Here is a 21,270-nt window from a genome sequence, read left to right as displayed (position 1 = left end):
TATAATAAAGGTAATGCTGTTGAATAAATTTCAAGTGGGAGCTGATATTCCGTTAGTAGTCAATCATTAAGGGGGATATTCTATGAGAGAAGTAGTTATTGTCGAGGCAGTAAGAACGCCATTTGGAAAAAGAGATGGTGTGCTAAAAAATGCACGTCCTGATGAGCTAGCCGCCCTGGTTTTGCAGGAAGTAATCAAACGAGCTGGTATAACTAAAAATTTAGTCGATGACGTTATTTTAGGTTGCGTCTCACAAGTGGAAGAGCAAGCTGTAAACATAGCTCGCACTGCTGTTCTTATGGCAGGTTTTCCTATTGAAGTACCTGGTACAACGATTGATAGACAATGTGGTTCCGGGCAGCAGGCTGTTCATTTCGCTTCACAAGCAATCTTAAGCGGAGACATGGACATTGTCATTGCCGGCGGTGTGGAAAGCATGACACGAGTACCAATGAATTCAACGAGAAAGGAATCTGTTTGGAGTCCGATGTTAACTTCGCAATATGAAATGATTCATCAAGGCCACGCTGCTGAGCGAATTGCGGATAAATGGAATTTAAGCCGTCAGGAGCTTGATGAATTCGCTCTGCAAAGTCATCAAAGAGCAGTGAGCGCTCATGATGAAGGATTCTTTTGCGATGAAATTATGCCGATAGAAGTGAAGCTTGAGGATGGTACAAAACAGTTAGTGGACCTTGATGAAGGCCCAAGAAGAGATACATCTCTCGAAAAACTGGCGTCACTTAAGCCTGTATTTAAGGAAAATGGTAAAATTCATGCTGGGAATTCCAGTCAAATGAGTGATGGAGCGGCAGTACTGTTATTAATGTCTAAAGAAAAAGCGGAAGAACTGGGTCTTAAACCAAAATGTAAAGTACTTGCACGCACTGTTGTCGGCTCTGACCCTACATTAATGTTGACAGGTCCGATTGAAGCAACAAAAATGGTGCTCAAAAAAGCTGGGCTATCCATTGAGGACATCAATACTTATGAAGTGAATGAAGCATTTGCACCAGTGCCGCTCATTTGGTTAAAGGAATTAGGAGCAGATCAAAAGAAGCTAAATCCAAACGGAGGTGCGATTGCGTTAGGTCATCCACTTGGAGCAAGCGGAGCTAGACTAATGATCACATTGATGAATGAGTTAGAACGAAGTGGTGGTCGCTTTGGTTTGCAGGCAGTTTGTGAAGGTGGAGGCATGGCGAATGCAACCATTATAGAACGATGCTAGAAGTGAAAATGCAGGCTCGTTTAGGGGGAGTTACGTGTTATGAAATTGAATAAAATGGTCGCAATCGTAACAGGTGGGGCTTCTGGATTAGGAGAAGCCACTGTCACAAGAATTATCGAAGGTGGAGGCTTTGCTGCAATCATGGATTTGGCAGGTGATAAAGGTAAAGCACTAGTAGAGAAGCTTGGTTCGGATAAGGTCCTTTACATAAAGACAGATGTGACCGATGAAGAGCAGGTACGTGCAGCGTTAAATAAAACGGAGGAAAAATTCGGAAATATTCATTCGGTCATTAATTGCGCAGGCATCGGGCTTGCGAGAAAAGTATTGGGAAAAAAAGGACCACACGATTTATCAACATTTTCGAAAGTAATTCAAGTGAATTTAATCGGAACCTTTAATGTACTTCGATTGGCTGCGGAGAGGATGAGAGCTAATTCACCGAATGAGGAAGGCGAGAGGGGGGTAATCATTAGTACAGCTTCTGTAGCAGCTTTTGAAGGGCAGATTGGTCAAGCTGCGTACAGTGCCTCTAAAGGTGGTATTGTAGGGATGACCTTGCCGATTGCACGGGAATTAGCTACGTATGGCATTCGTAATGTCAGCATCGCTCCAGGTTTAATTGATACTCCTTTATTTGCATCCTTGCCGGCTGAAGCAAGGGAGGCGCTTGGTGCCATCGTTCCATTTCCATCAAGGTTAGGATATCCTGCAGAGTTTGCCATGCTTGTCACTAGCATTATCGAAAACCCGATGATTAATGGCGATACGATTCGGCTTGACGGTGCGATCCGAATGCAGCCAAAATAAAGTTGTAGGCTTTGTCACGATATTACTCACAATAAGGAATAAAAGACAATCAAGATGACAAATGAAATGATGCCATCTTGATTGTCTTTTATTTACATTTTGGAGACGAGCGGTATCCTTGCATATTTGCTCGAATACACTCAGATTCGTACTCCTCCGAAGTAACCTTGCGTACTTATCCTTACTCACTCATGATACGGATATTCCCCTATAAATTCCTTGTTGCAAGAGATTTTGCACATGAATTGGTCAATTATTTGGTAATATCATTATGAAGATTACAATGATGATAACGTTTTAGGAGAATGAAAAGAAATGATAAATTACAGCGAATTACTATCAAAGCAAAGAAATTATTTTCAAACAGGTGCAACAAAGAATCTAGCTTTTCGAATAAAGGCTTTGCAAAAACTCAATCAAGTGATTCGAGAAGGCGAGAAAAGGCTTATTCAAAGCTTAAAAGAAGATTTAAATAAATCTGAATTTGATGCGTATTCAACTGAGATCGGCATTGTTTTAGAAGAAATCCGCTATACTTTGAAAAATATCCGTTCCTGGGCAAAACCTAAAAAGGTGAAAACACCGCTCACCCATATTGGTGCTAAAAGCTATATTTATCCTGAACCATATGGTGTAGCCTTTATAATTGCTCCGTGGAATTATCCCTTTCAGTTGGCTGTTGCTCCGCTAATCGGGGCTATTGCAGCAGGAAATTGTGCCGTTATAAAGCCGTCAGAGCTCACGCCAAGAACTTCATTAGTGTTAGCTGAGTTAATAAACAGCCATTTTCCGGAGGAATACATTGCCGTTGTCGAAGGAGGGAAGGAGACGAGTGAAGCTCTTTTAAAAGAAAACTTCGATTATATCTTTTTTACTGGGAGCGTCCAAGTTGGCAAGATAATAATGGAAAGCGCAGCTCAACATTTGACGCCAGTCACCTTGGAACTAGGCGGTAAAAGCCCATGTATCGTCCACGTGGATGCCAATTTAAAGCTTGCCGCAAAAAGGATTGCATGGGGGAAGTTTATGAATGCGGGTCAAACCTGCATCGCTCCAGATTATGTATATGTAGATAAAAAAGTGAAGGATGAGTTTTTAGCGTATTTAAAAGGAGCGGTGAACGAGCTTTATGGTCAAGAGCCATTGAAAAATGTAAATTATACAAAAATCGTGAGCGAGCGACATTTTAAAAGGCTCTGCTCATTTTTATCCGAAGGAAAGATTTTCTATGGAGGAAAATCATCAGAGGAGAAATTAATGATTGCTCCAACCGTTCTTACTGATATTACATGGGATCATTCTGTGATGGAGGATGAGATTTTCGGACCAATTCTTCCTGTTCTAGAGTATCGCCAGTTATCAGAAGCAGTAGAAGAAATACGGAATCGCCCAAAACCGCTTGCTTTCTATTTATTTACTGAGAGCAGCGATGTTCAAGATCGGCTTCTGAAACAAGTCTCTTTCGGGGGAGGTTGTATAAATGATACGGTCTATCATATTGCAAACCCATACCTTCCGTTTGGTGGAGTGGGAGACAGCGGTATTGGGGCTTATCACGGAAAGGGGAGTTTTAATACTTTCTCCCATGAAAAGAGCATATTAAAGCAAACGACTTTATTTGACATTCCCCTACTTTACCCTAATTTTAAGAATGGCTTAAAATATATAAAGATGGTTTTTAAATAGTGAACTTGGTGCATACATTTGTAATAGTTGGACTTTTCTAGTTTAAGGAGGGTTATCCATTGTATGTACCAAAAGAGGTGGAAATTATTGAAGTCGGTCCCCGTGATGGTTTGCAAAATGAACCGATTCCGATTTCAAGCGCGAAAAAGAAACAATTAATTAGAAGGTTAGCAGATTGCGGCTTTTCTAGAATTGAAACGGCGTCATTTGTTCATCCAAAATGGGTTCCACAAATGAGTGATGCGGAGGAGATCGCTCGATTTTCACAGGAGCTTGGATTGACTTATCTTGCTCTGACACCTAATATGAAAGCACTTGAGCGCGCGATTTTTGTTCATGTTCCGCAAATTGCTGTTTTTATAGGGGCGAGTGAGACGTTTAATCGCAAGAACATTAATCGTTCTATTGATGATTCGTTAACAGAATATAAGCGCTTGATTGAGCGGGCTAAAAAAGCGGGAATGTTTGTTAGGGGCTATGTTTCAATGGCTTTCTTCTGTCCATATGAAGGAGCCGTTTCATTTGAGCAGGTGCGAAATGTTTGCAAACCATTGATAAAATATGGTGTTGATGAAATAGATATTGGGGATACAAATGGTCAAGCAAATCCGAGATTAGTGTATGAACGTTTTTTAAAGCTTCGGGAACTGTTTCAAGAAACAAGTTTTGTAGCACATTTTCATGATACAGAGAAAATGGCTTTGGCTAATGTAATCGCAGCATTACAGGCAGGGGTTACGAAATTTGATAGTTCGATCGGAGGACTAGGAGGATGCCCATTTTCACCAGGTGCTACAGGTAATGTGGCAACAGAAGAATTAGTTAATATGTTGGAAAAAATGGGCTGTGAAACGAACTTAAATGTCGAGCTGCTTAAGCAATTAAGTTCGTTTGCTAAAAGCCTTTCCAGCCGTTAACTATTTTTAATTTGCTTGTCTAATAGATAGTGGAATAGTAGCACAAAAATAAAATAGATTGTGTATCCATAAAAAGAGTAATAGTGCTGCCAATCATCATGATGAGTAAAAAAGCCGATAGACTCCGCAAACTTTTCAAAGGCAGCCATTAAGGTGCTGATCGTGATCATGAACATCATTTTTAACCATTTATGTAGCCTTAAAGAAATTAGAATGAATAGTGTAGTGAATAGTGGAAGGCCTATTAGTGTAAATACAATATTGATCGTAAAGATAGATGCGAAAGGTCGCATTGGGAATGAGTATAACCCGATACCCGTAAACAATAAATCTAAATAGGTGCCAATTAAGGTAGCTAATAATATCGTTGCAAAGATACTAACCGAGAAGTGAAACCGCTTTTTTGGCGATGGCGGCGAGTTCAAGTCTTTCAAGGCTTTTACAGTAGTCATTTTCGATCTCTCCATTTTCAATTTTTTGATCGTCTAATAAATAGTAGACAACTTTCCAGCTTTTATACCAATCTCCTAGTTCAGCACTTTCATGTGTTTGATTTTTCCAGGCAACAGTTAAATAAGGGCTATAAAAACGGTATGCCCCCGCGATTAATTGGCAGCCTTTTAATCGTCTTTTTAATTCAGTGCCGGGGACAACTTCTTCAATTGAATTAAAAATATCTGGCCAATAATCCTTTCTTGAGCCAGTATGAGGTGTTTGTTTTGCCCATTGTAACACTTGCCTCAGGCGCTTTTTGTCTGCGTATAAGATTTTATAGAGTCTCTTTCCTAAGAGAATGCGTTCATGCAAGCTTTGAAAATGATGAAGTGTTTCCCCAATGAGTTTGACACGACCTGAAGACGTGAAGGGGAAAAGAATATGATTCATGGACAGGATGTCCTGTAGCATAAATTCCAAGGAATCAAATACCTCTTTTTTGAAAGTTGGATGATGAATCACTCTTTTTTCTAAATAGCTTTGTTCATTAATAATTAACGATATCGTTAAAATGGAAGGATCATGGTAGTACCAAAAGTCATTCCAGATGGTTTCCATGAATTGCGAAACATGAAAAAAGGGTAGTAGATAAAAGAGATTCTTTCCAATTCTTAAGCTTTCCTCATATAGCAGAAACTGTGGATAGGCATCTTGAAAGATTAGCCAATTACCTCTTTCTAAAAAATTGAAAAAATTTAATGCTTCCTTGCGAGAAAGCAGCCTAGTGAGAAACCCTCCTTTTAAATCAGTCATATTCCAGCCTCCATTTCTGGAAACCATATGTCCTAAAAAAGCCCAATGGATTTCAGGATGTTTTAAATAGAAGTCTAGATAGGCCTTTGTTCTTGTCACATTATTTACATTCAGTTCTTGTGTTTGAAGTTGAATTTTTTCAATGATTTTCTTTTCGTTTAAAGAAGGAGTCTGAGGGAATTTTTTCGATTTTGCCCGCAGTTCTTTCTTAATGCGCTTTAAAGATTGTGGAAGGGAGCTAGGTTCGTTATTGAAGAGCTTTCCCAAATTTCAACTCCTCCTTTATTTTGGCTGCAGATTGAGGCGAATGTTCAGAACAGTGTGTGAATATGTATTATAGAAAACGACTTCCTCTATTGGAGTGATGGGATTGAAAGAAAGGATCCATGATGGGATTAATTATTTAGTCAATATCCTCAAACGGGAGCAATCGGAATCAGGATCATGGGAGTACCCATTTGAAACAGGAATTTCAACAGATTGCTATATGCTTATTTTATTAAGATCATTGGAGATTGATGATGAAAACTTAATCAAGGAGCTTGGGAAAAGGATTTTAAGTAGGCAGGAAGAGAACGGAGCCTGGAAATTATTTTACGATGAAGAAGGAGACGGCAATATAACAGCTACATTGGAAGCCTATTATGCATTATTATATTCTGGTTATTATGAGAAAAATGATAAACGTTTGAGGGCAGCTAGAAGATTTATAGTTGCTAACGGCGGTGCGGATAAAGCTCATTTATTTACAAAGATTATGCTGGCGATTACTGGTCAATATAAATGGCCTGATTTTTTTCCTATTCCGTTGGAATTTATACTTCTTCCAACTTCTTTTCCTATCAATTTCTATCAGCTATCTGTTTTTGGTCGTGCGAATTTATTGCCAATTATGATATTAGCGGAGCAAAAATTTGTTTTAAAAACAGAGAGAAGCCCGGATTTGTCAGAGCTGTTTCTCCGAGAGGAGGAGGAAACGGAAGATTACTCGGAAGAATGGCGCGACTTTACTTCGCTTGTTACTGCTGGACTTGAAAAAATAGTCGGCTTGCCAAGCCAGTTAAAAAAACGGGCCCGAACAAAAGGGAAACAATATATGCTTGCCCATATAGAAAAAGATGGGACTTTTTATAGCTATTTCAGTTCAACATTTTTGATGATCTTTGCGTTACTTACGTTTAATGATAAACGTCTTCAACCGATTATCAAGCGAGCTGTGAACGGACTAAAGGGCATGAGAACAACGATTAATGGATATACCCATATGCAGTATACAACCGCTTCCGTATGGAACACTTCCTTAATTAGCTACGCACTGCAAGAGGCAGGTGTTTCAAGCGAGGACGAAGTTGTTGTAAAGGCTAACCAATATTTAATACAGAAGCAGCACCACTTATACGGAGACTGGGTCATTCATAATTCAAACGCTTCTCCTGGAGGTTGGGGATTTTCGAATATTAATACGATTAATCCAGATGTCGATGATACGACTGCTTCCTTGCGGGCGCTCGCACGCTCTGTAACGACCAATTTCAGCCATCGTCAAGCATGGGATCGAGGCGTTTTGTGGCTCTTATCGATGCAAAATGAGGATGGGGGCTGGCCTGCATTTGAGAAAAATACGAACCGTTCATTTTTTAAGCTGTTGCCGATTGAGAAGGCAAAATTTATTTTGACTGATCCTGCCTCGCCTGATTTAACAGGTCGAACCCTTCATTTTTTAGGAGATTTTACAAATTTAAAAGCACCCCATCCTGCTATTCAAGCTGGAGTTCGCTCGATTCTGAGAAATCAAGAAAAGGATGGCTCATGGTATGGACGTTGGGGAATTTGCTACCTTTATGGTACATGGGCAGCGATTACTGGGTTGACAGCCGTAGGTGTGTTGCCGTCGCATACGGCGATTAGTAAAGGGATCGAGTGGTTAAAAAGGATTCAAAATAAAGACGGTGGTTGGGGAGAATCTTGTAAAAGCGATAGCGCAGGCAAATTTGTTCCACTTGCGAGCACTCTTACCCACACAGCTTGGGCTGTTGATGCCCTTATCGCTGCTTCTGAACAACCGATGAAAGCAATTGATAAAGGGATTGATTTCTTACTTAATCATTTGGAGCGAGAAGACTGGACAACGGCATACCCGAAGGGACAGGGCATGGCAGGAGATTTTTATATTCACTATCACAGCTACCGTTACATTTATCCTCTGCTTGCGCTTAGTCATTATAAAAATAAGTATATGGCTTTAGGTCATAAAAACATATGATGAAATGTTTTTATGACCTGAAGTGTGATTAACTTTTGACGATTTTTGATGGGTTGTTTATTTTAAATGGAACTGGTTCAGAAACAAGATATTGTTCTTCAACATCTTTTCCATTTGGGAGTTTCTTTTTGACGATTTTTCCCGCAAATTCGAGCTTATCTCCTGGAGACAGTTCGAATTTTTTTAATGTTTTCGAGTGGCTGCACCAAGCTAGTCCAATTTCGATCACCGGTTCTTCTTCGATGCAGACGTTTTTTAAGATGACAACCTCATCATTTTCTTCATTAAAATGGTTCCAGCTATAGGAAAATTGTTGCACCTCTGCTGTGAAATGCACCTTTTCTTGCGGCAGCTCGATTTTTTTAGTTGATTTCTTTTCCTTTTGAGGTGTTATTTCATTTGCTGTTATCGTTTTTTTACTACTTGGTGATTTAGTTTCCTTCTTTGAAACAGCGCTCGGTTTTTCAGAATCAGCAGTTATCGATCTTGTAAAGCTTGGAGACTGCATCTCTTTTAAATAGGCTGGATGAATGCAACTTAAGGCGCCATTTTCAAATTCGATCACAATGGTATTGTAATCTTCATTATTGCCATAGATCTCATAGCCCTTTATCGTCACTTTGCATTCTTGTTCACTAGTCTTATACCAAAATTCTCTTTTCACTTCTTTGGTCGTTGAAAGTCCCCATTCCTTCACTTTTTCAGTATAATGAGCATCATCTGCAAAGGTTTGAAATTCTCCTTTTGGTGGTAATAAATTGGTCATTAATAACACATCCCTATATGAAATCTTCATTTGGTTTTTTTAAGCAATATTCCATATAAATAGATTATCATGAACTTCTAATGAATCAAATCAAAGGATTTAGTTGGTGAAAAAATAGGGGAACTAGTAGACGCTTGTAATGGTTTTAAACCGTTAACAGGAATCTATTTAATAAACAATTGGAGTATTTGGTTCGCATGTGCCCAAAATCGTTTAAAAAAATAATCTAATTGAACAAATCTATAATCTATAAAGTAGACGACTTTTCATAATATCGCCTTAGTAAGGGCTTCCAATTTTCATCCATATCTTTATCAACTATGTTACGATTATGATTAGATTAATATAAAGGAGAGATCGCGTTGAAAGCATTTGTATTAAAAGATAAAGTTAAACCTGGTACAGGTACTGCAAAGCTGTATTATGAAGAAGTAGAGACTCCGAAAGCTGGAGCTGGTGAGGTTGTTGTCCGTTTAAAAACAGCTGCATTGAATCGAAGAGATGTCTTTATCCGTCAAGGTCTTTATCCAGGCATTCGTGTTCCCTCTATTCCTGGTTCAGATGGGGCGGGAGTTGTTGCTGAGATTGGTGCAGATGTTAGAGGGGTTGAGATAGGAGATGAAGTGGTGATCAACCCTAGCATTGGTTGGGGTGAAAATCCTAATTATCCAGATGCAAACTTTTCCGTTTTAGGAGTTCCAATCAATGGTACATACGCTCAATATATCAAAATTCCGGCGGAAAATGTATTTCCAAAGCCTGAGCATCTAACATGGGAAGAGGCAGCAGCTTTGCCGTTAGGTGGACTTACTGCATATCGAGCGACCGTAACGAAGGGAAGGGTGCAAGCGGGTGAAACGGTCATTATTCCCGGCATTGGGGGTGGAGTGGCCACATTGGCATTACAAATTGCCTCTGCTTTAGGGGCATATGTATATGTAACATCCAGTAGCGATGAAAAAATCAATAAGGCGATGAAGCTTGGCGCTACAGGTGGCGTGAATTATCGCCAAGACGATTGGGTTAAACAATTGTCGACAGTATCAGGAGGGGCAGATCTTGCGATTGATTCCATTGGAGGAGATACGTTGAAGGAGCTGATCCATTTAGCCAAACCGGGAAGTAAAATCGTTTCCTTTGGTGCTACACTAGGTCCTGTAAATAATCTTCTCATGCCGCGCATCTTTTTTAAACAACTGACAATTATGGGGACAACAATGGGGAACCGTAATGAATTTATCGGGATGCTGAATCTTTTCAACGAGCATAAACTGAAGCCGGTTGTCAGCGAGGTCTATCCACTGGAAAAAGTAGAGGTAGCTCATGAGCAAATGGAAGCAGGCGGCCATTTTGGAAAAATTGTTTTAGAAATTCCCCAGTGATTTTAAAGGGAATCATTTCGAGTTCGTATTTTGCAGTAATGGAGAAATTTTGAAATTTTATCATTTCTTTCTTTTTATGTGCTTGTTTGGGTGGTAGAATGTATGTGTTAAAGTTCATGTGAACAAAGTCGAATTGGATAAAACTAATTCTATATGTAAACACCACATTAAAAAGGGGAAATTGTTTAAAATGACAAGCAGAAAAGAGAGAAATCAGGAAAAAAAGCGTTCTAAATTAAGGTTTGCACCTTATTATATAGCTTTTATCATTCTCATCGTTGTTGGCGGCCTTTTCTTCTATTCGTTTTTAGCGAAAGAAGATGAGCGAACATCAGAAAAAGGTGTAGTAAGAGAAATAGGAGGCAATGGTAGTATTCCGCAATCAAATAAGCAGCCTCTACCGAAAGAGGAGCCAATTGTAGAGACAACGATTAAAATTAGTGCAGCAGGGGATTTTACGCTTGGCACAGATGAATCATTTGGTTATCATGGGACGTTTGTTCATGAGGCCGATCAAAATGGCCTCTCTCATTTTGTCGGGGGATTGAATGATATATTTAAAAATGATGATTTATCAACCGTAAATTTAGAAACAACGTTAACAAATGCTACGAGAAAAGCTGAGAAAAAATTTCGCTTTAAAGGGGATCCTTCCTATGCAAAAATCCTAACACTGGCTGGGATTGAAGCAGTAAATCTTGCGAATAATCATATTCATGATTACTTGCAGCAAGGATACGAGGACACAATTACTACATTGAAAAATGAAAATATCGGTTATTTTGGTTATGAACATAAATACGTCACGACCATTAAAGATGTAAAAGTAGGGGCATTAGGTTATGAAGGTTGGGCGGACACGACAGAAATTCGCAGTCGTATTACAAAGGATATTTCTGAATTGAGAGAGCAGGGTGTTGAAATTATTTTGATCCATTTTCATTGGGGAGTTGAGAGAGAATATGTGCCAACCCAATCGCAGCAAACTTTGGCTCGTTTTACCATTGATAATGGAGCCGATCTAGTACTTGGCCATCATCCCCATGTTGTACAAGGCATTGAAGAGTACAATGGAAAATTTATCGTCTACAGCTTAGGTAACTTCATGTTTGGTGGGAATCGCAATCCAAATGATAAGGATACATTTGTATTTCAGCAAACCTTTCATTTAGAAAACGGCAAGTTAACGGATAAAAAAGAAATTAATGTAGTTCCTTTTTCTATCTCATCTCAAACGAACCGTAATGACTATCGTCCAACGATGCTTGAAGGGAAAGAGAAAGAGCGGGTCAAACAAAAAATAATTGATGTTTCAAATCGAATAAAAGGTTCAGAATGGCTCCAGTACGAAGTGGAAGAACAGGTAGAGTAGTTTCTACCTGTTCTATTTTTTTCTTTCTAATTCTTGTTGCAAAAACTGTGGTAATGAAAAACATGCGCTTAAAATCGATTTATTTACGTAACGTGTTTCTTTTGTAGGGCAAATTTCAGGATTAAGCCTTTGATATTTTTTTGAACCGATCGTAAAGCTCCATAGCCCCCCTGGGTAGGTTGGAACTACAGCTGTGTATAACATTGCTGCAGGGAAAATGTCACTAATTCTTTCGTAGCTTTGTTTCATCGTCGCTTGATGAAAAATGGGTGACTGGCTTTGACAAACCATTAATCCATCATCTTTTAATGCAGTAGCGATATTTTCGTAAAACTCTTTCTCAAATAAGGCGGTTGCAGGTCCCACAGGATCAGATGAATCAACGATGATCACGTCATACTCTCCAGCTCTTTCCCTTACAAAATGAACGCCATCTTCGTAATAATAATGAACGCGCTCATCTGCCAAGTAGTCAGATACCTCTGGTAAAAAAGTTTTGCTTGCATGCACAACCCTTTCGTCGATCTCTACCATCTCAACCTGCTCCACCTGCTGATAGCGACAAACCTCTCGAGCAACACCACAATCGCCTCCACCAATGATTAGAACCTTTTTTGGATCAGGATGAATGCAAAGAGGAATATGGGAGATCATTTCGTTATAAATATAACCATCAATGGAAGTGGTTTGCACAACACCGTCTAAGACAAGCATTTTTCCAAAATCATAAGAATCTGCAATCATAATGTCTTGAAAGGGAGACTGCTCTTCAAAGATAATCTTTTTAATGCGGTAACTTATCTTCAAATTCTCCCTTTCATCTTCAGTAAGCCATAATTGACCGTCCTTTTCAGTTAAATATTTCTGAGCTAAAAACCCCATTAAAATCATCCTCCATTTGTGTATGTATACAAGAAAGTATATCATACGAGGACAAATCATTAATCAGCAGGGCTGGCTTCGACGGCAATTTCATAGGCATCTAATACATTTATAGTTTCATCATGATCGTTAATCCCAATTAAGTACTGGTTATTGTCTTCGTCTGTTCGGACCTCCATGACGATTGTGTCTTCTTGATCGTGTTCAGCCCGAAGAAGGGCATAAGTTTTATCATTCATATCAAATAAAGCCTCAACAGCAAACAATATTTCCGAACCATCTTCCTCTACTACTGTAATATAATCTCTCAAATCATCACCCATTTTTCCACCTCCAAATCATCGACATTATTATTTCCGGACAATCATTATTTCATGTTTGAACTATGCCTTTTTTTCTTGATATGATGTAACATATTGATGTTTAGAGAAAGGAAGATTGGAAAATTTGATACGCAAAGGAAAAAGCGAGGACCTATATACGCTGATGGAGATCGTCAAAGAGACTGTAAAGATAATGGAAGAAGAGGAAAATGATCAGTGGAACGAAACTTATCCAAATATGGAAATATTTGCAGCAGATGTTCAAAACTCTTCTTTATTCGTTATGGAAGAAAACGGGGAAATTATCGGTTCGATTACAGTTGACCGCAATGAACCTGTAGAATACGGACAAATTTCATGGAGGTATTTTGGTCCTGCCTATACGTTTCATCGTCTAGTAGTTAATCCTTTTGCTAGGAAGAATGGAGCTGCAAGCAATCTTATCAGGTATGCAGAAAAAGTAGCTATTGAAAATGGAATCCCTTATTTAAGAATTGATACATATTCTTTAAATGTAAAGGCGCAGCGCTTATTTACTAAATTGGGCTATCAAAAAGCTGGCGAGATGTCTTTTCATGGAAAAAAACTACCGTTCTATTGCTATGAAAAAAGATTGGAAAAGAAACGTTAAACTGGCCTGAAGAGATAAAGAAAAATGAATAACCATTAATTAGAGCTGTGTCAGAGTCTGTATGTTTGATTATGACACAGCTTCTTTCGTTTGAAATGAATGATTTTTATTCGTTGTATATATCTCTTGTGCTTTGAATGCAGTAAGCTTCAATAAATTTTAATTTATCAAGCCGCCAGTAGGTTTCTTGAATAATCGGTTTTATTGTTGAGCGCTTTCCGAAAGCTTTAATGCAGTCTCAGTAATTTGTAAATCTACCTCGAGTTGTTCACTTAAGTCATCGGGATGATAAATGCCTCTCTCAATCATAAAATTTGTTATTTGTTCATGTGTTTTGACAGCATTTCTTAACTCTTCCCGCAGTCCTGCCCGCAATTCTGGCGTTGTTGTTTCTGTTATCGCGAAAGCAAGGTTGCGAATCCCAGCTTTTGTTGAAATAAGGAAATCTGTAGCAATCACTTTATCAGTCATTGCGCCCATCCCCATCACTGTTTTCATGAAGTTATTCATTTCTTTGGCTCCTATCTGTTAAATAAGCTTGTAGTTTGGTAATAAATGCCGTTCCAGCCGTCACTTCCTGGGCAAGAATAGCTTTTAATTCTGGATCTTGAACAAGCTTATTCATGGTTGCTGATTTTGTCAGAGTTAAATTTTTAAAAACTAACAGTTCATGCACTTCTAAGGTTTCATGCAGAGCTAAATATTTAGTCATTGTCTGTCTCCTTTCCATCTTGTTACTAATATTGCTTTTCTGTTTGAGCAATTATTCATTATTCGTTAATGGGTATTAATTACCAAAAACTTAAATGGTAAAGTCACTTATTGATGGGGAAAGTAACGATGTGTAGGGGGTGAGAATATGGACAGTGAGGCAAAAGAGGTGTTAGCTTTTCATGAAACAATGGAGACCCATGAATTACTTAATTTTAAAACGATTTGTTTAGTCAAAGCAAAGCTCATGCAAGGCTTGTGTTTCGATAATGATTTAAAAGCTCTAATGGAAAAAGACGTTCAACTATCGATGCAAGCCATTCAAGAATTGAAAGAACATTATGCAGGCGCACGTACAACGCTTACATGAAATGAGGTGGAAAAATGAATGAAGACTATTTAGATCCGAAGTATGCAGAGGGAATGCCGAAGATGGCCGATTCCTCAGTTGCACTCGATTTTCTATTAACGATTAAAACAGGAATTCGTTATTATGCGGTTGCGTTAACGGAAACAGCGAGCAGCACGCTAAGGGAAACATTATTTAAACAGTTGGATGCGGCAATTGATCTTTATGAAGAAACCGTACAACTTTTACTAGAAAAAGGCTGGCTCTATCCTCATGATCTTGGAAAGCAAATAGAGCTTGATCTTAAATCGGCTGATATGGCTCTAGCAATCGCTGAGATGGAGTTATTTCCTCGCGATACGGATCGGCTTGGTACATTTGCAACTCCATTTAAATAAAACGAAATAAGGGGTGAAAAAGAATGAAGGCTGTTACATATCAAGGAATAAAGGACGTAGCCGTTAAAGAAGTCAAGGATCCGAAGATAGAGAAGGCAGATGATATTATTGTTAAAGTGACAAGCTCGGCTATATGCGGCTCGGACCTCCATTTAATTCATGGAATGGTTGCTAATATGCCGGAAAATTTCATCATCGGTCATGAACCAATGGGAATTGTAGAAGAGGTCGGTCCTAAAGTGACAAATGTAAAAAAAGGTGATCGAGTTATCGTTCCTTTTAATATAAGCTGTGGTCATTGCTGGTACTGCAATCAAGGTTATACAAGTCAGTGTGACGAAGCTAATCCGCATGGAGATATGGGTGCATATTTCGGCTATTCTGAAAACACAGGAGGGTATGCAGGCGGACAAGCGGAATATTTACGGGTTCCATATGGGAATTTCACCCCATGGCGATTGCCGGATGATTGCGAAGTGGAAGATGAACAATTAGTTCTCCTCTCTGACGCAGCAACAACTGCTTACTGGAGTGTTGAAAATGCCGGTGTTAAAGAAGGAGACACGGTGATCATTCTTGGCTGCGGCCCCATTGGATTGCTAGCGCAAAAGTTCACTTGGTTAAAAGGAGCAAAGCGAGTAATCGCTGTTGACTATATTGATTATCGATTGCAGCATGCTAAAAAAACGAATAACGTTGAGATAGTCAATTTTGAAACGGAAAAGCAGCATATTGGCGAATATTTAAAAGAAATGACTCACGGAGGTGCTGACGTAGTCATTGACTGTGTTGGCATGGATGGAAAAATGACTCCTCTTGAATTCCTTGCAACAGGCATGAAACTGCACGGTGGTTCGATGGGAGCGATTGTGACAGCGGCACAGGCGGTTAGAAAATGTGGCACTATTCAACTGACAGGTGTATATGGGATGCGCTATAATGCTTTTCCACTTGGGGATATTTTTCAACGAAATGTGGAATTAAAAATGGGACAGGCACATGTAATCCCAATTATACCGCTGCTATATCAAATGGTAAGTGATGGGAAGGTGAATTTAGCAGATATTGTGACCCATAAGCTTCCGCTTGAACAGGCAAAAAAGGGTTATGAGTATTTTGATACAAAAACAGATCACTGCATTAAGGTCATCCTAAAGCCTCACGGGTAGTAGAGAGAGTCATTCTCCCTACTACTTTTTTACTGATGATTTTTTCGTTTGCTTCATTTTTACCAAGTCTTTTATAAAGATTTTTGGTATATTCCGTGTGAAATTTTGGCTTCATACGTAGATTTTAGTTATGCTGCTATATGATCATTCCACTGTATCTCTCAAGAAAAATCCCATTTGAACGATTCAGCAAGTATAAGTAGACAAGCACTCATTTTATCAATGATAAAGGGCACAATATTTTTCTTTTACATCATTGCTTAGCTCTTATTTTTCAATTTGCTTTATTCTAGACTTTTGAAGCATTTTGTAGAAATTAATCGAAATCTTGTCCATTTGAAGGTATAATGTTATCTTGGCGAGATTAGTTTTATTAAGGAGGATTAAGATCGATGGAATGGGCTTTAACTGGGCTATTTATTGCAGCAGCATTGTTACTTATGTTTTCAATGTACAAAAATAAGCAGGCTTCAAAGAATAAGCAGCGTGAAATTGACACAGTCTACATGTCGATGATGGAAGAAATTAACAAGCTTCAAAACCAGATTCGAGACTTAGCTCTAGAAAATGAAGTGCTTTCACAGAAAGTAGGGCTCAGTGAAGAAGAGCGACAATTACAACGAGAATTACTGGATTTATATAAGAGAAACTATACAATCGAAGGGATTGCAACGAAGCTTCAGCTCGAGTCAGCTCAGGTTGAAGATTTACTCGCTCCATATATATCATCAAAAAATGAAGGGAGAAGGGTAGCGCATGCGAATGAAAGCTAATTTGCTTAATAGTTTTGCTGCTGGTCTTCTCGTCAGTGCTGGTATTTGTGGAATTGTTTATTTTTCTCAGAAAGCTCCTGTTGAAAAAAACGAGCAAACCACAGCAAAGACTCCTACAGAAGAAGAGATGAAGGAAAGCCTATCGACCGCAGGGTATATTATCTTAACTGATTCAGAGTGGGATGAGCAAATCGCCACTGTGGAAAAAGAAGCACAAGCAAAGGTTCAGAAAGAGCAAAAAGAACAAGACGGGCAAGCGGAAAAAGCTGAGAAGAATGAAAATGAGAATGTAGTCTATCGAACAATCGTTAACGTCGCGCCAGGTATGACCAGTATTGATGTTGGCAATGCGTTAGTTCAAGGGAAAATAATTGATAGTGCGAGAACATTTTTTGACGAAGTTGAAAAAAGAGGACTCTCTAACGATTTAAAGCCTGGAACGTTTGAGTTGGACAGCAATATGACTTTAGATGAAGTAATGAAAATCATTTTTAAATAACCTTTGGGGCTATTTTCCATTTTTTTAAAAGTGCAACTTTTTTGTTGCACTTAATTTATGCTAAGATTTCTTAGCATGCTAAGCTTGAAAACAGGAATAAAGATGCATAAGAAACAGAACATATATTCCATTTTTTATGTTATAATGGATAAGCAATAGTAAGAAACTCAAGGGTGGTCAGCTCATCCCCAATTGAAAGGGGGTGATGCTGTGACGGTATTTGAAGCATTGATGTTTGCGTGTGCCTTTGCAAGCTTAATCATCGCTGTCCTGTCATTTAACCAAAAAAAATAACCCACCCTTGAGCTGACCGGCCTAGGTGGATTATCCTGAAAAAGCTGATCCCCCTTGAAAGGGACCTACTATTGTACTGACCGCTACGTGTTACCAGCACTAGCGGTTTTTTTAATAACATTAAGACAGTTTTATTATACCTGATTCATTTAAAAAAGAAAATAGGAGTGTTTTCGCTAACTTTGTGTATAAACAATCGTATTCCACTTGTTCATGAAAAACAACATGAAAAGCTGTTCAAAACGGTCAAAATAGGAATAGGCTTGTCAACAATAAAGAAGAAAATTTATACTCTCACGCTATCGTTAATTATGTTGTGATAATTTTCTTCCCATAAAATGAATGTGAATTTTGTTAATGGGGAGGCATTTTAATTAAAAAATTAGAAGCTGAGCCTAAAAAAGACGAACTTTCGAATCGTTCTCATTATTTAATAGCGCATTTTCGGTGATTTCTAGTTCCAGTAACTGATCTGGATAATGCAATTCTTTTAGCGCTGATTTCGCACTAGGACCGTGTCAAAATCATTTTAAACGAAAAGGGCTTGCCAGGTTACCATCATTTTATTAGCCGTTCAAAAAAGATGAAAGAGAACTAATAATAATGACTAGATGTGATTTTTGCCACAATGATTTTGCCTTCATTATGCTATTCTTTTCTTATATTTAATAATAATGGAGGTTATGACATGAGCTGTGGATGTTCAAGTTTAAATGATGGAAAAGCTGTAGTTGATCACGTAAAGAGCAAGGGCAAAGCTCAAGAGGCGACAAAAATCGTCCATGAAATTAACTGTGAATGCGGAGAGACATTTATTTTTAATAAAGTAATTATGAATTGTCCTAAATGTGAAATGACCTATGCTGTTACTCCTTGTAGTTCAGGGGATATCAATAATATTAAGAAAGCTGGAATAAAATACGCATAATTAGAGATACAAACTAGAATGATTTTGTCCGCTAAAATTTCAATTCAAAAAGCAAGAGGAGTAAAACAATCGTTATTGAACTGCCCCGTAAACGTCAGATTGTATCTAACATTTACAGGGCAGTTCATATTTCCTCTTGCTTTTTAAGCTTTATTTGTATGGATGGAGCATTTCTGCTAGTAACATATTAGAGCGCATGCCACAACTCCAAAGCGGATGTGAATCCATCCTGTAAAAGATGAGTAAAAGCAATCGCCCCCAACTCTTTACTTTGCATTCGCAACTAATTTCAAAAAAACCTCTCATCCTATGATAATTTCCTGCAACTTAGGCTTTTTTAGGGACTAGTGAGATTCCAGCATTTCTTTTAAGTGATAGGAGGGAATTGCCAAGCCAACACGCTTGTCGAGTTTATCTGAAGAGATCGTTGCAAATATAATGGCAATCACTTCTCCCTCTTGATTGATGACAGGACTGCCGCTATTGCCTTTATAAATTGGTGCATCAATCGCCATCGTTGGAACATCCCAATCTTGAAGCTGTATACTGTCTACAATCGTTCCTTCATTAGCAATTTGCGTAAAAGCGAGGGGGTTACCAATAAAAGTGATTTTGTCGTCAATAAAATCCTCCCAATTCTGTTCTCCAGACACGTGAAGAGTAGGCAAGTTTGTCGCGTCAATCTCTACGAGAGCAAGATCTAGTTCAGGTTTACGGGCAATTACCTTGCCAAGATAAGATCCTTCTTCTTTAAAATGAATTTGAACGGTGTCTGTATGCTCAACTACATGATCGTTTGTCACGATCAGACCGTCAGCATCAATATTGAAGCCTGTCCCCTTTACTCCATCCCATTCAATCGTTACAACTGATTTTTTAAATTCACTTACTTCTTCTGTTTTAGATAGTCTTTGAGAAACTTCAAGGAATCGGATCGCCGGAATATTGACGACATTAAACCATATTTGTAACGTGCTGATTAGTAAAGAAAAAGCCAGAATGCTTCCGATGATCTTCATTATCAATGAGCGTCGTTTTTTTCTTTGCTTTTTTTCTTTTTCCCACTGTTCATCTACTTCTTCGTTAAAAAATTCCTCCCAATCTATCTCTTCTTCCTGTTTTTCAATTGATTCTTTCTGCTCTTTGTCCATTGAAACCCTCCTGTTTTAAGGAGCCCTTTTCCTTTAGTATAAAGACAGTTCTCATCTAAATAAAGAAATATGGGAAAAATGGAGAATAAGCATTTCATTTTCTTTCTGGAACATCAATTGGTAGTATATAACTAAATTCATTTCAATAAGTGATGTTTAGCTAATATTCTTTTATAGAAATGAATGCTGAAAGGACTTTTAAAATGAAAGCTTTGTTATTTGTAGGTGCTAGTTATTGACTTATTTTTTCTATCATGGATTAGGTTACAAAAAATGAGTCAACAATCGTTTTAGCAAAAGTATGGTTTAACAAAGCTAAAAAGAAAGGAACGTAACGATGGCGAATATAAATATACCTATATCTGTGTTGAATCTAGCTCCTATTCGAAAGGGACAGGGGGCAAAAGAGGCGATTGAAGCGATGGTTTCCTTAGCCCAGGCAACGGAAGAGTTCGGATACTCAAGATACTGGATTGCTGAACACCATAATACTCCAACATTAGTGAGTTCGGCTACTTCAATCCTCATTAAACATACCCTTGAGCATACAAAAAGCATCCGCGTTGGTTCCGGTGGAGTGATGCTTCCCAATCATTCACCATTAGTCGTTGCTGAGCAATTTGGAACGATGGCAACTATTTATCCAGGGCGTTTGGATTTAGGATTAGGTCGGGCACCGGGAACGGACATGATGACTGCTAGTGCCTTGAGGAGATCAAAAAACGATTCCGTCTTTACGTTCCCAGAAGATGTACAAGCATTATTAACATATTTTGGCCCTTTAGAAAATCAAGGCTATGTAAAGGCGTATCCAGGTGTTGCAACAAATATTCCGATTTACATTCTTGGTTCGTCTACAGATTCAGCATATTTGGCAGCAAAACTAGGATTGCCATATGTGTTTGCTTCCCATTTTGCACCGAGATATATGGAGGAAGCGATATCGATATATAGAGATCGATTCCAACCGTCAAATTATTTGGACAAACCTTATATGATGGTATGTTTGAATGTGATAGCAGCAGAAAGTGATGAAGAAGCAAAATTTGAATCGACAACCATGCAGCAATTTTTCTTGAATGTTGTCCGAGGAACACAAACCCCTTTAAGTCCTCCAGTTCAAACGATGGATGGGCTTTGGAGCCCACATGAGGAGCAAATGGCAACCTCTATGTCGAGTGTTACACTAATGGGGGGCAAACAGTCGATTAAAGAACAATTGACAGCCTTCCAAGAAAAGTATAATGTGGATGAGCTTATGGCTGTCTCCTATATTTATGACCCAGATAAGCAAAAGCGTTCTTATGAAATTTTAAAAGAAGTGGTTTCAGGGAATTAAGCTGCTCTTAAAGTAGGGGGCAAGATTTCGTCTACTCTGCTGTTTATAATGCTGGCAAAAATGAGTATCTACAGGTTTATTTCTATAAATAATTGTAGTTATGGTGAAACCTTCCTGTTCAATAATGAGGAAGGTTTTATTGTTTAAA

23 protein-coding genes are annotated in these 21,270 nt (G+C 38.5%); 15 read left to right on the top strand and 8 right to left on the bottom strand.

Annotated features, from left to right (window positions below; all coding sequences use genetic code 11):
• The first annotated feature begins 82 nt into the window (after positions 1 to 82).
• From PZE06_RS13035 to PZE06_RS13020, 4 genes are all read left to right on the top strand, one after another.
• Positions 83 to 1,231: a thiolase family protein gene (locus tag PZE06_RS13035; RefSeq protein ID WP_150916013.1), complete on the top strand. Its 1,149-nt coding sequence runs from the start codon at positions 83 to 85 to the stop codon at positions 1,229 to 1,231.
• A 39-nt stretch (positions 1,232 to 1,270) separates the two neighbouring features.
• On the top strand, positions 1,271 to 2,041 hold the full coding sequence (locus tag PZE06_RS13030) for a 3-hydroxyacyl-CoA dehydrogenase (RefSeq protein WP_150916015.1): 771 nt from the start codon (positions 1,271 to 1,273) through the stop codon (positions 2,039 to 2,041).
• A 315-nt stretch (positions 2,042 to 2,356) separates the two neighbouring features.
• Positions 2,357 to 3,727: an aldehyde dehydrogenase gene (locus PZE06_RS13025; RefSeq protein WP_150916017.1), complete on the top strand. Its 1,371-nt coding sequence runs from the start codon at positions 2,357 to 2,359 to the stop codon at positions 3,725 to 3,727.
• Between the two features lie 59 nt (positions 3,728 to 3,786).
• A complete protein-coding gene (locus PZE06_RS13020; protein ID WP_150916019.1) occupies positions 3,787 to 4,644 on the top strand; it encodes a hydroxymethylglutaryl-CoA lyase in 858 nt (285 codons plus the stop codon).
• On the opposite strand, the gene PZE06_RS13015 is transcribed toward PZE06_RS13020, so the two are convergent.
• Both PZE06_RS13015 and PZE06_RS13010 read right to left on the bottom strand, forming a co-directional pair.
• Positions 4,641 to 5,096 (bottom strand): CBO0543 family protein, encoded by a 456-nt coding sequence (locus PZE06_RS13015; RefSeq protein WP_225315211.1) that lies wholly within the window; start codon positions 5,094 to 5,096, stop codon positions 4,641 to 4,643. The genes PZE06_RS13020 and PZE06_RS13015 overlap by 4 nt on opposite strands.
• Positions 5,023 to 6,159 carry a DUF2515 domain-containing protein gene (locus tag PZE06_RS13010; protein ID WP_150916021.1) on the bottom strand — a complete coding sequence of 379 codons (1,137 nt, stop codon included), beginning with the start codon at positions 6,157 to 6,159 and terminating at the stop codon, positions 5,023 to 5,025. Before PZE06_RS13010 ends, PZE06_RS13015 begins: the two co-directional genes overlap by 74 nt.
• Positions 6,160 to 6,256: 97 nt before the next feature.
• On the opposite strand from PZE06_RS13010, the gene shc reads away from it, so the two are divergent.
• Entirely contained in the window at positions 6,257 to 8,155 is a 1,899-nt protein-coding gene (gene shc, locus PZE06_RS13005) for a squalene--hopene cyclase (RefSeq protein WP_150916023.1), read from the top strand.
• Between the two features lie 28 nt (positions 8,156 to 8,183).
• Here shc and PZE06_RS13000 read toward each other — a convergent pair whose 3' ends face one another.
• On the bottom strand, positions 8,184 to 8,921 hold the full coding sequence (locus PZE06_RS13000) for a hypothetical protein (RefSeq protein ID WP_150916025.1): 738 nt from the start codon (positions 8,919 to 8,921) through the stop codon (positions 8,184 to 8,186).
• A 362-nt stretch (positions 8,922 to 9,283) separates the two neighbouring features.
• Between PZE06_RS13000 and PZE06_RS12995 the strand changes: the two genes are divergently transcribed.
• Positions 9,284 to 10,303: a zinc-binding dehydrogenase gene (locus tag PZE06_RS12995; protein WP_150916027.1), complete on the top strand. Its 1,020-nt coding sequence runs from the start codon at positions 9,284 to 9,286 to the stop codon at positions 10,301 to 10,303.
• 190 nt (positions 10,304 to 10,493) lie between these two features.
• A complete protein-coding gene (locus PZE06_RS12990) occupies positions 10,494 to 11,675 on the top strand; it encodes a CapA family protein (RefSeq protein WP_225315213.1) in 1,182 nt (393 codons plus the stop codon).
• Between the two features lie 12 nt (positions 11,676 to 11,687).
• On the opposite strand, the gene speE is transcribed toward PZE06_RS12990, so the two are convergent.
• Together speE and PZE06_RS12980 are read right to left on the bottom strand one after the other, a co-directional pair.
• Complete coding sequence (gene speE / locus PZE06_RS12985) at positions 11,688 to 12,566, bottom strand: polyamine aminopropyltransferase (RefSeq protein ID WP_483314063.1); 879 nt, start codon at positions 12,564 to 12,566, stop codon at positions 11,688 to 11,690.
• Between the two features lie 50 nt (positions 12,567 to 12,616).
• Positions 12,617 to 12,880, bottom strand: a complete 264-nt coding sequence (locus tag PZE06_RS12980) for a DUF1292 domain-containing protein (protein ID WP_150916030.1) — start codon at positions 12,878 to 12,880, stop codon at positions 12,617 to 12,619.
• A gap of 124 nt (positions 12,881 to 13,004) precedes the next feature.
• Here PZE06_RS12980 and PZE06_RS12975 point away from each other — a divergent pair, with 124 nt between their 5' ends.
• Positions 13,005 to 13,511, top strand: a complete 507-nt coding sequence (locus tag PZE06_RS12975) for a GNAT family N-acetyltransferase (protein ID WP_150916032.1) — start codon at positions 13,005 to 13,007, stop codon at positions 13,509 to 13,511.
• Positions 13,512 to 13,712: 201 nt separating this feature from the next.
• Here PZE06_RS12975 and PZE06_RS12970 read toward each other — a convergent pair whose 3' ends face one another.
• Complete coding sequence (locus PZE06_RS12970; RefSeq protein ID WP_150916034.1) at positions 13,713 to 14,021, bottom strand: spore coat protein; 309 nt, start codon at positions 14,019 to 14,021, stop codon at positions 13,713 to 13,715.
• A complete protein-coding gene (locus PZE06_RS12965; RefSeq protein ID WP_150916036.1) occupies positions 14,014 to 14,223 on the bottom strand; it encodes a hypothetical protein in 210 nt (69 codons plus the stop codon). The genes PZE06_RS12970 and PZE06_RS12965 overlap by 8 nt, the downstream gene beginning before the upstream one ends.
• A gap of 147 nt (positions 14,224 to 14,370) precedes the next feature.
• Here PZE06_RS12965 and PZE06_RS12960 point away from each other — a divergent pair, with 147 nt between their 5' ends.
• The 6 genes from PZE06_RS12960 to PZE06_RS12935 all read left to right on the top strand — a co-directional run bounded on the left by PZE06_RS12960 (position 14,371) and on the right by PZE06_RS12935 (position 18,632).
• Complete coding sequence (locus tag PZE06_RS12960; protein ID WP_150916038.1) at positions 14,371 to 14,592, top strand: spore coat protein; 222 nt, start codon at positions 14,371 to 14,373, stop codon at positions 14,590 to 14,592.
• 14 nt (positions 14,593 to 14,606) lie between these two features.
• Positions 14,607 to 14,969 (top strand): spore coat protein, encoded by a 363-nt coding sequence (locus PZE06_RS12955; RefSeq protein WP_150916040.1) that lies wholly within the window; start codon positions 14,607 to 14,609, stop codon positions 14,967 to 14,969.
• Between the two features lie 23 nt (positions 14,970 to 14,992).
• Positions 14,993 to 16,138 (top strand): zinc-dependent alcohol dehydrogenase, encoded by a 1,146-nt coding sequence (locus PZE06_RS12950; RefSeq protein WP_150916042.1) that lies wholly within the window; start codon positions 14,993 to 14,995, stop codon positions 16,136 to 16,138.
• A 392-nt stretch (positions 16,139 to 16,530) separates the two neighbouring features.
• Positions 16,531 to 16,911: a hypothetical protein gene (locus PZE06_RS12945; RefSeq protein ID WP_150916044.1), complete on the top strand. Its 381-nt coding sequence runs from the start codon at positions 16,531 to 16,533 to the stop codon at positions 16,909 to 16,911.
• A complete protein-coding gene (locus PZE06_RS12940; RefSeq protein WP_225315214.1) occupies positions 16,895 to 17,410 on the top strand; it encodes an endolytic transglycosylase MltG in 516 nt (171 codons plus the stop codon). The genes PZE06_RS12945 and PZE06_RS12940 overlap by 17 nt, the downstream gene beginning before the upstream one ends.
• A 982-nt stretch (positions 17,411 to 18,392) precedes the next feature.
• Entirely contained in the window at positions 18,393 to 18,632 is a 240-nt protein-coding gene (locus PZE06_RS12935; RefSeq protein ID WP_150916046.1) for a hypothetical protein, read from the top strand.
• A gap of 344 nt (positions 18,633 to 18,976) precedes the next feature.
• On the opposite strand, the gene PZE06_RS12930 is transcribed toward PZE06_RS12935, so the two are convergent.
• Positions 18,977 to 19,783, bottom strand: coding sequence for a S1C family serine protease (locus PZE06_RS12930; protein WP_150916048.1), 807 nt, complete (start codon positions 19,781 to 19,783; stop codon positions 18,977 to 18,979).
• A gap of 337 nt (positions 19,784 to 20,120) precedes the next feature.
• Here PZE06_RS12930 and PZE06_RS12925 point away from each other — a divergent pair, with 337 nt between their 5' ends.
• The gene (locus tag PZE06_RS12925) at positions 20,121 to 21,122 is read left to right on the top strand and encodes an LLM class flavin-dependent oxidoreductase (protein ID WP_150916050.1); all 1,002 of its coding nucleotides are present in this window, start codon (positions 20,121 to 20,123) and stop codon (positions 21,120 to 21,122) included.
• The last annotated feature ends 148 nt before the right edge of the window (positions 21,123 to 21,270 follow it).

It is taken from the genome of Robertmurraya sp. DFI.2.37 (genome assembly GCF_029211245.1).
Taxonomy (GTDB): domain Bacteria; phylum Bacillota; class Bacilli; order Bacillales; family Cytobacillaceae; genus Robertmurraya; species Robertmurraya methanolica_A.
The sequence above is the reverse complement of the archived record's forward strand: the minus strand, read 5'-3'. Positions and strand labels throughout refer to the sequence as shown.

Bases quoted from the DNA above. Each gene is read 5' to 3' on its own strand.
- PZE06_RS12990 (WP_225315213.1), top strand. From the start codon at position 10,494: ATGACAAGCAGAAAAGAGAGAAATCAGGAAAAAAAGCGTTCTAAATTA.
- PZE06_RS13035 (WP_150916013.1), top strand. From the start codon at position 83: ATGAGAGAAGTAGTTATTGTCGAGGCAGTAAGAACGCCATTTGGAAAA.
- PZE06_RS13015 (WP_225315211.1), bottom strand. From the start codon at position 5,096: ATGACTACTGTAAAAGCCTTGAAAGACTTGAACTCGCCGCCATCGCCA.
- PZE06_RS12925 (WP_150916050.1), top strand. From the start codon at position 20,121: ATGGCGAATATAAATATACCTATATCTGTGTTGAATCTAGCTCCTATT.
- PZE06_RS12935 (WP_150916046.1), top strand. From the start codon at position 18,393: ATGAGCTGTGGATGTTCAAGTTTAAATGATGGAAAAGCTGTAGTTGAT.
- PZE06_RS12945 (WP_150916044.1), top strand. From the start codon at position 16,531: ATGGAATGGGCTTTAACTGGGCTATTTATTGCAGCAGCATTGTTACTT.
- PZE06_RS12930 (WP_150916048.1), bottom strand. From the start codon at position 19,783: ATGGACAAAGAGCAGAAAGAATCAATTGAAAAACAGGAAGAAGAGATA.
- PZE06_RS12960 (WP_150916038.1), top strand. From the start codon at position 14,371: ATGGACAGTGAGGCAAAAGAGGTGTTAGCTTTTCATGAAACAATGGAG.
- PZE06_RS12950 (WP_150916042.1), top strand. From the start codon at position 14,993: ATGAAGGCTGTTACATATCAAGGAATAAAGGACGTAGCCGTTAAAGAA.
- PZE06_RS12940 (WP_225315214.1), top strand. From the start codon at position 16,895: ATGCGAATGAAAGCTAATTTGCTTAATAGTTTTGCTGCTGGTCTTCTC.
- PZE06_RS13025 (WP_150916017.1), top strand. From the start codon at position 2,357: ATGATAAATTACAGCGAATTACTATCAAAGCAAAGAAATTATTTTCAA.
- PZE06_RS13000 (WP_150916025.1), bottom strand. From the start codon at position 8,921: ATGACCAATTTATTACCACCAAAAGGAGAATTTCAAACCTTTGCAGAT.
- PZE06_RS12965 (WP_150916036.1), bottom strand. From the start codon at position 14,223: ATGACTAAATATTTAGCTCTGCATGAAACCTTAGAAGTGCATGAACTG.
- speE (WP_483314063.1), bottom strand. From the start codon at position 12,566: ATGATTTTAATGGGGTTTTTAGCTCAGAAATATTTAACTGAAAAGGAC.
- PZE06_RS12980 (WP_150916030.1), bottom strand. From the start codon at position 12,880: ATGGGTGATGATTTGAGAGATTATATTACAGTAGTAGAGGAAGATGGT.
- PZE06_RS12970 (WP_150916034.1), bottom strand. From the start codon at position 14,021: ATGAATAACTTCATGAAAACAGTGATGGGGATGGGCGCAATGACTGAT.
- PZE06_RS13030 (WP_150916015.1), top strand. From the start codon at position 1,271: ATGAAATTGAATAAAATGGTCGCAATCGTAACAGGTGGGGCTTCTGGA.
- shc (WP_150916023.1), top strand. From the start codon at position 6,257: ATGGGATTGAAAGAAAGGATCCATGATGGGATTAATTATTTAGTCAAT.
- PZE06_RS12955 (WP_150916040.1), top strand. From the start codon at position 14,607: ATGAATGAAGACTATTTAGATCCGAAGTATGCAGAGGGAATGCCGAAG.